The sequence below is a fragment of the Pseudomonadales bacterium genome, assembly GCA_013215025.1.
Classification (GTDB): domain Bacteria; phylum Pseudomonadota; class Gammaproteobacteria; order Pseudomonadales; family DT-91; genus DT-91.
On record JABSRR010000173.1, the window covers coordinates 1 to 6,624 of the forward strand.

The 6,624-nt window shown below is 45.0% G+C and carries 9 protein-coding genes and 1 tRNA gene; 2 read left to right on the forward strand and 8 right to left on the reverse strand.

Annotation, left to right across the window (positions count from 1 at the left end):
• The 5 genes from queF to msrB all read right to left on the reverse strand — a co-directional run.
• On the reverse strand, positions 1 to 788 hold a 788-nt coding region (gene queF / locus HRU21_10960; GenBank protein NRA42807.1), incomplete at its 3' end, for an NADPH-dependent 7-cyano-7-deazaguanine reductase QueF.
• A gap of 28 nt (positions 789 to 816) precedes the next feature.
• Positions 817 to 1,590, reverse strand: coding sequence for an ABC transporter permease (locus tag HRU21_10965; GenBank protein ID NRA42808.1), 774 nt, complete (start codon positions 1,588 to 1,590; stop codon positions 817 to 819).
• On the reverse strand, positions 1,590 to 2,522 hold the full coding sequence (locus tag HRU21_10970) for an ABC transporter ATP-binding protein (GenBank protein NRA42809.1): 933 nt from the start codon (positions 2,520 to 2,522) through the stop codon (positions 1,590 to 1,592). Before HRU21_10970 ends, HRU21_10965 begins: the two co-directional genes overlap by 1 nt.
• 305 nt (positions 2,523 to 2,827) lie before the next feature.
• Positions 2,828 to 2,903, reverse strand: a tRNA-Gly gene (locus HRU21_10975).
• Positions 2,904 to 2,990: 87 nt separating this feature from the next.
• Entirely contained in the window at positions 2,991 to 3,401 is a 411-nt protein-coding gene (msrB, locus tag HRU21_10980; protein NRA42810.1) for a peptide-methionine (R)-S-oxide reductase MsrB, read from the reverse strand.
• Positions 3,402 to 3,508: 107 nt separating this feature from the next.
• On the opposite strand from msrB, the gene HRU21_10985 reads away from it, so the two are divergent.
• Complete coding sequence (locus HRU21_10985) at positions 3,509 to 4,726, forward strand: pyridoxal phosphate-dependent aminotransferase (protein ID NRA42811.1); 1,218 nt, start codon at positions 3,509 to 3,511, stop codon at positions 4,724 to 4,726.
• Positions 4,727 to 4,746: 20 nt separating this feature from the next.
• A complete protein-coding gene (locus tag HRU21_10990; protein ID NRA42812.1) occupies positions 4,747 to 5,220 on the forward strand; it encodes a hypothetical protein in 474 nt (157 codons plus the stop codon).
• A gap of 3 nt (positions 5,221 to 5,223) precedes the next feature.
• On the opposite strand, the gene HRU21_10995 is transcribed toward HRU21_10990, so the two are convergent.
• From HRU21_10995 to HRU21_11005, 3 genes are read right to left on the reverse strand one after another with little or no spacing between them, the layout of a single operon-like run.
• Positions 5,224 to 5,538: a hypothetical protein gene (locus tag HRU21_10995; GenBank protein ID NRA42813.1), complete on the reverse strand. Its 315-nt coding sequence runs from the start codon at positions 5,536 to 5,538 to the stop codon at positions 5,224 to 5,226.
• Position 5,539: 1 nt separating this feature from the next.
• Positions 5,540 to 6,058 carry a DNA-deoxyinosine glycosylase gene (locus HRU21_11000; protein ID NRA42814.1) on the reverse strand — a complete coding sequence of 173 codons (519 nt, stop codon included), beginning with the start codon at positions 6,056 to 6,058 and terminating at the stop codon, positions 5,540 to 5,542.
• A gap of 2 nt (positions 6,059 to 6,060) precedes the next feature.
• Positions 6,061 to 6,462 carry a hypothetical protein gene (locus HRU21_11005; GenBank protein NRA42815.1) on the reverse strand — a complete coding sequence of 134 codons (402 nt, stop codon included), beginning with the start codon at positions 6,460 to 6,462 and terminating at the stop codon, positions 6,061 to 6,063.
• Between the last annotated feature and the right edge of the window lie 162 nt (positions 6,463 to 6,624).

Here is a 6,624-nt window from a genome sequence, read left to right on the forward strand (position 1 = left end):
TGGCGTATTGGATTAATGTCCAGACCACCACGACGTAAAAATCGCGCATACACAGAAATTACCGCGGCGCTATCCAGCTGCAGTAAATCCATGAAAATTTGCTCGACGCATTGCTCATGAAAGCCTTGATGGTTGCGATATGACACCAGATATTGCAGCAAAGACGCGCTATCAAGCTTCGCACCATGAAAGTCGATATATACTGAGGCCCAATCTGGCTGTGCCGTCACCGGACATAGCGAGCGAAATGCATCAAAGCAATAGCGCTGCAGCTCTTTCTCACTAGCGGACTCAACACCGAGCAAATTCGCATCTGTTTGATAGCTGCTGCAGGCAACGTCCAGATCATCCAGTCGAAGATAGCTTGAAACGTCGGCAGTGCGAGGATAATCATTAACAGCAAATAGGCGCACCGCAACCTCTGCTCCCGATGCCGTGCTCAGATCATCAGCTAAACACTGCAATAAAAGCGATTCATCGGCGAACTGGGTTTGATTGAACGAGTTTAAATATAATTTAAACGATTTCGACTCAATGATGTTCGGCGCTGTGGCCGCAAAATCAAATTCTGCCACCGCCACTTTAGGCTTTCCTTGCGCATCAAGCCACGACAGCTCAAAGGCAGTCCAGCGATCGTAGCCGCTAAAAGGGATATCCTGCTGCAGACCGATCTTATCGCGTCCAGCTGAACGGGCAATCGGAAACAGTAATGATGGATCGTATTCAAAGCTATACTGCGTGGACTTGCCAAGCGGGATATGCTGCTGATATTTCGGATCAAATGCCATACTTTCTTACTCAGTTATTGTCTAAGGCCTACTGCCGAAGCCGGGTACCATTATTTAACAGGCCAACGCTGACCGCTGCCGCCAGTGCAGTAAAAACCGCGATCATCACGACAGCAAGACCAACATCAATATCACTCTGGCCTAAGATGCCAAACCTAAACGCATTGATGATGTATAAAATAGGGTTGGCCTGCGATACCCACTGCCAAAATTCTGGCAGTAAGTCGATCGAGTAAAAAACACCGCCTAAATAAATTAATGGCGTTAATACAAAAGTAGGGATAATCGCTATGTCATCAAAGGATTCAGCGAATACCGCGTTAATAAAGCCCAATAGCGAAAATAGTACGGAGGTCATGAATACTACCAAAATCGTCAAACCTATGTGCTGAATCTCAAGCGCGCTAAAAAACATAGACACCAGCGTGACAATGAAACCAATCAACAAACCTCGTACCACCCCGCCACAGACGAAGCCCGCTAAAATAACCCCATTAGACACCGGTGAGACTAATAGCTCTTCGATAAAGTGTTGAAATTTACTGCCAAAAAACGATGAGACGACATTGGAATAGCTGTTGGTGATAACCGACATCATAATCAGGCCTGGCACCACAAACTGCATATAGTCAAAGCCCCCCATACTGCCAATGCGTGAACCAATCAGGTTGCCAAAAATAATGAAATACAAGCCCATGGTAATTACTGGCGGGATCAGCGTTTGCGTCCATATGCGCATAAATCGGCGAATCTCTTTGGTGACCAATGTTACAAAGGCCACCCATTGCTGTGACAGAGGCATTACTGTTCTCCCTCGATCAGTTTGACAAACAGTTCTTCTAGACGGTTTGCTTTGTTGCGTAGGCTGGTTGCGGTTAAACCAATTTCGCTAAGGCTAGCAAACACCGCATTCAAGCTCTGACCCTTGCTGATAGTGACCTCCAGCGTTTGCGCATCCGCAATATTGGCCTGATATGGCAAGTTTGCAAGCCGCTCTGGGGCGAGTTGATCGACTGTGCTGTCCAGATCAATCAATAGAGTCTCTTGCTGCAGCTGGGCTAGTAAGGAGCGCATGTCTGAGTGGTGAGCGATCTTGCCTGCATCAATAATCGCGATATTACGGCAAAGCATTTCTGCTTCTTCTAGGTAATGTGTGGTCAGGATAATGGTCGTACCTTGCGCATTAATTTCACTTAAGAACTCCCACATGCCGCGCCGCAGCTCAATATCAACGCCTGCAGTCGGCTCATCTAAGATAAGTAGCTCTGGCTCGTGAATCAGCGCGCGGGCAATCATCAAGCGACGTTTCATACCGCCAGACAGCGTTCGCGCGGCGACATCGCGTTTTTCCCAGAGCCCTAACTTTTTCAGAAAATGGTCAATTTTTGGCTCGGCCTCAGCTGCTGTAAGGCCATAATAGCCTGCTTGCTGCTGAACAATTTGTTTCACTTTTTCAAAGTTATTGAAATTAAACTCCTGCGGCACCACACCAATTTTTGATTTAGCTAAGGGGAAATTCTTATCGATATCAATACCAAAGATGGATACCTGGCCTTGGGTTTTTTTAACCAAGGAACAGAGCACGCCGATGGTGGTTGATTTGCCAGCGCCATTAGGACCGAGCAGGGCAAAAAAATCACCCTGCTCGATTCGTAAATCGATACCTTTTAGAGCTTCAAAGCCACCTCGATATGTTTTATGTAAACCCGTAATTTCAACTGCGGCTTGCGTCATATGTATTTTCCAAAAGTATAATCAAGTTCGCATCCAACAAGCATCTCATCTATGTATCCAGCTATCACCTGAAACTATAGCAAGCGCCATTGCGGTAAAGTATCACAGTGGGCCTACTCATCGCGACATTTAGCCATATTGAGATGGATTAAGCGGCGTATTGCATTCAGCACAGAATAACGTCAGATGGCGTGATAGCGATCAAAATCTCGTTGTAATATTTTAGTGCCTAATTAGAGCTAGACCTAAAGCCAAAGCTAGAGCCTAAAAGAGTATCAAGATTTATTGAGAAGTACCGGCTGTGTTGGAGCGGATAACGAGGTTCGAACTCGTGACCTCGACCTTGGCAAGGTCGCGCTCTACCAACTGAGCTATATCCGCAAACAGCAAGCAGAGACAAGAAATTCTCTGCAAAAGAGGCGCGCATTTTATTGAGCATTGTAGTCAGTGTCAACGCTTTTCACAAAATTAGACCGCAGACTTTGAGCTATCTAAAGTTAGCGAAACTGAGTTCACACAATAACGCAAGCCGGTTGGCCTCGGACCATCAGTAAACACATGACCTAGATGTGAGTCGCAGCGGCTGCAAACAATTTCAACTCGCTCCATACCCAGCGAACTATCACGGTACTCGCGAATAGCCTCAGGATTTACCGCCTCGAAAAAGCTGGGCCAGCCAGAACCTGAGTCATATTTTGCCGCGCTACTAAACAGTGGCTGACCACAACCGCGACAGGCAAAATCAGCACTGCCTTTAAAATCGTTAAACTCACCGGTGAATGGCCGCTCAGTGCCTTTTTCTCTCAAGACATAGTATTCGAAATCCGATAATTGTTCGCGCCATTGCGCATCGGTTTTTTTAATCGGGGCTTGGCTCATATAAAGTTCTCTTGCAAATGGATTGTCAAGGTCGACTATCGCTTAATCGCGATTATTCGGTCATAATAGCGGATTACTATTCAATCAACAGCATCTAATTATTTACGATGAATACGCTTAAAAAATCCAATAAACTTGCCAATGTTTGTTACGACATTCGAGGCCCTGTGCTTGATGAGGCACTGCGTCTTGAAGAGGAAGGCCAGCGAATTATCAAGCTCAATGTTGGCAACCCTGCAGCATTTGGACTCAGCGCACCTGATGAGATTATTCAGGACGTGATTCGCAACCTGCCTCAAGCAGAGGGTTATTCAGAGTCGAAAGGTATTTTTTCTGCCCGTAAAGCGATTATGCAAGATTGCCAACTGCGTGGCATATTTGATGTTGATATAGATGATGTGATTTTAGGCAACGGGGTTTCCGAGCTTATTGTCATGGCAACTCAGGCCTTACTTAATAACGGCGATGAAGTGCTAATCCCCTCGCCTGACTATCCACTCTGGACAGCTGCTGTAAATCTGGCTGGCGGCCATCCCATTCACTACCATTGTGACGAAGACCAAGGCTGGCAGCCTAATCTTGATGACATTGCGAGCAAAATTACCGAAAACACCAAGGCGATTGTCATCATTAATCCGAACAATCCAACCGGCGCAGTTTACTCTAAAGAGGTGTTAAGCGCTTTAGTAAGCTTGGCCGAAAGTAAGGGCTTGGTAATCTTTGCCGATGAAATTTATGACCGCATTTTGTACGATGATGCCGTTCACTACCCATTAGCAAAACTGGTTAAAAACACACTTTGCATTACCTTCAACGGCCTATCAAAATCCTATCGCTTAGCCGGGTTCCGCTCTGGCTGGCTTATCGTTTCTGGCCAAAAAGCATATTCTCGTGATTATATTGAAGGCATTAATATGCTCGCCTCGATGCGCTTATGCTCTAACGTGCCAGCACAATATGCTGTTCAAACAGCACTCGGTGGCTACCAAAGCATCAACGATCTGATTTTACCCAACGGTCGACTGCATGAGCAGATGAATGCAGCTTATGAGGCCTTAATTGCCATCCCAGGGGTGAGCTGCGTTAAACCGAAGGGCAGTATTTATTTATTCCCTAAACTAGATCCTGCTCGTTATCCAATCAATGATGACGAAACAATGATTTTAGATTTTTTACGCCAGGAAAAAATCTTATTGGTGCAGGGTTCTGCATTCAATATTACGGATAAGCAACATCTACGCATTGTTTTTCTACCGCGCAAAGACGATATTATCGATGCGATCAAACGCCTGGGTAGCTTTTTGCAACAGTATGATTTCAACTAACCACCTGAACGACTAGCTGCATGAGTGATATTCACATTCAAGACTTCTACCGCGATATTGGTCTTGTACTGTCAAAATTATTTGCAACCTTTCCGCGTAAAGTAACATTATACGTGGAAGACATTTCTGGCCCCGACCAGGTTGACGAATACGGACTGCATAGTGAAAGACACCTGAGCGGCCTGAGTGCAATGATCTGGCTGAAAGACCAAGGCTATATTGATTATGAATCGCTGGTGCGACAAGAAGCGATTGATTTTGCTGTGCTAACAGAAAAAAGTTTTCTATTACTCACCATGCAATCTAGCTTAAATTTACCGCCTCAAATGCAACAAGACCTTGAGTCATTAGAGCAACAATCACTACCACCCTATGCGTTGAAACAGGCGATCAGCAATATAGCAATTTTACGGCAGGCTTTAAAAACTGCATCCAGCATGAATATAGAGCGCATTGTTGCGCATTTGCTTGAGCAAGGTTTTCAACGCCGATAAGTTCTATTTACTTGGATATACAGGAGCTGGCTGCATATAAAATGGCAATCTTATCGTGCCCGCCTGACTGGTTGCCCATGCCCAATACTCAGTTTCGGACTCTGGCAAATGATAGGCTTGCTGCTGCGCACAACAGTATTGCTGAATTTCTAGTATATCGATAACGCCAACAGCAAGCAGAACCTGCAAGCGCCCCTCTAAGCGAAACTTTCTGGCCGGACTAACATCCTGCGCCGACGCTAAGTCTTGAAAACAGTGCTCGATATCTTGCAAGGCCTGTTGTTTCTGCGACTCTAATAAAGTCTGTATTGTTTGCATATTAGCTTTCCTCGAGCAATTCGCGCAATAACTGCCAAGCGTTAAATTTTTGCTGATAACTCATACTTGCGTTTGCCGGGCTAGTCGAAGGCAGACAGAAAAGCTCAAACGATGTCTCAGTCAGCTCAGTATGATGTAACTTCAGATAACGCTGCATGGCTTTAAACGCAGCTTGGCCATTACAGGCAATATAGCGAATAGATGGCTGTGTCTGCATAAGCTCTGCAATCCGGTTAAAGCTTGCTTGCCGTTTATCAATCGCACTATCCAGCGAACCGGGACGAAAGCATTGCTGATAGACATCCCACAGGGCCAAACCTTGCTCACTGATAGCTCTCAGTCGCTGTGAATAAGGCATTGTTTCATCTACAGTAAATAACTCGGCCATTAGGCGCCAAAATATGTTTCTCGGGTGGGCGTAATATTGTTGTTGTTGCAGTGATGCGACGCCAGGCATTGAACCTAAGATAAGAATCCGTTCGTGGCCCAGCACATGCGGCGCGAAGCTCTGTACCTGCATGATTACGCCACTGCAGCAGCATGCATGCTGGCAATTAATCGGTTGGGCATTGGAACAGCGAATCTAGCTGCTAATGCCTGAATAATATATTGCTCCATCGGCTCAATATCATTATCAAAACTGGCTGCCTCAGCCAATGTATTAAGAATTTGTCCTTTAACTAAAGCATAAGCCTTATCAATTGTTTTAATGGCTGACATAAAACGCGTTATATCTGGCATACTACTCAAATCGATACTGCTATCTGGCACTGAAATAGCCAACTGTTCGCAAGCATGCTGCATCACCTGTTCACGTAGTTTGATATTTTGCTTCGTGTTTGCGATAAAAACATGCAGTAAACAGTGAACTGCATCTTGCAGCTGGCTAATATGTTTAAACTCGACCTTAATTTTTTTCTGCATAAAAAAATTCAAAATTGTCTGTTTTTGGGCTCGGGAGATTTTACGATCCAAATATTTGTCGTGAAAGTATAAATTATAATTTGAAGTAGAAAACACGATGTATGCATCATATTCTTTTAGATTTAAACATGGCTTTCTAAGATGATAGACAAACACTATGGA